The organism is Kitasatospora sp. NPDC056531 (assembly GCF_042794375.1).
In the GTDB taxonomy this organism is placed as follows: Bacteria; Actinomycetota; Actinomycetes; order Streptomycetales; family Streptomycetaceae; genus Kitasatospora.
Genome location: NZ_JBHTTU010000139.1, coordinates 1 through 1002 on the forward strand (window position 1 = coordinate 1; position 1002 = coordinate 1002).

The 1002-nt window shown below is 76.7% G+C and carries 1 pseudogene; it reads left to right on the forward strand.

Annotated elements, in window-relative coordinates:
* Nucleotides 1–1002, forward strand: a pseudogene (locus tag ACFQ87_RS41655) (hypothetical protein); the annotation flags it as partial.

The window sequence follows — 1002 nt, forward strand, 5'->3', positions numbered from 1 at the left end:
CGAGGCGATCCGGACCGCCCTCACCACCTCCGCCCGGGACGCACTGCCCGTGGTCTCCGTGGTGGGCATGGGCGGTGTCGGCAAGACGGCGCTGGCCGTGCACGCCGCCCACGGCACCCGCGCCGCCTTCCCCGACGGCGAGCTCTACGCTGACCTGCGCGGCGCCGACGCCGTCCCGGCCGGGCCCGCGGACGTGCTCGCCGGCTTCCTGACCGCGCTCGGCACCCGCCCCGAGGCCGTGCCGGACACCATCGCCGACCGCACCGCGCTGTTCCGGTCGCTGACCGACGGCCGACGCCTGCTGGTCGTCCTCGACAACGCCCGCGACACCGCGCAGATCCGCCCGCTGCTGCCCGGCTCGCCCGACTGCGCCGCACTGGTCACCAGCCGCACCCGCCCGACCAGCCTGCCCACCGCCCTCCAGCTGGACCTGGACGTCTTCACCCCCGAGGAAGCCGTCGACCTGCTCGGGCGGGTGATCGGGCAACAGCGCCTGGCCGCCGAACCGCAGGCGGCGCTGGACCTGGTGGCGGCCTGCGGCTACCTGCCGCTCGCGGTCCGGATCACCGCCGCCCGGCTGGCCGCCCGCCCGCGCTGGACCATCGCCAGCCTCAGTGAGCGGCTCGCCGACGAACAGCGCCGGATCGACGAGCTGCGGATGGGGGACCTGGCCGTCGACGCGGCCTTCGAACTCGGCTACCGCCAGCTCACCCCGGAACAGGCCCGCGCCTTCCGGCTGGCCGCCTGGGCCGAGGGCCCCGACCTCGGCCTGGACGCCGCCGCGGCGCTGCTGGACCTCGCGCCGGAGGAGGCCGAGGAACTGCTGGAGTCCCTGGTGGACGCCGCCATGCTCGACTCGCTCACCGCCGGCCGCTACCGCTACCACGACCTGCTGCGCGGCTTCGCCCGCCGCACCTCCCGGGCCCAGGGGGTCGAATCCGAGGCGGCGCGCGGCCGGCTGCTGGGCCACCTGCTGGCCGGCGCCCGTACGGCGTTCCAGCT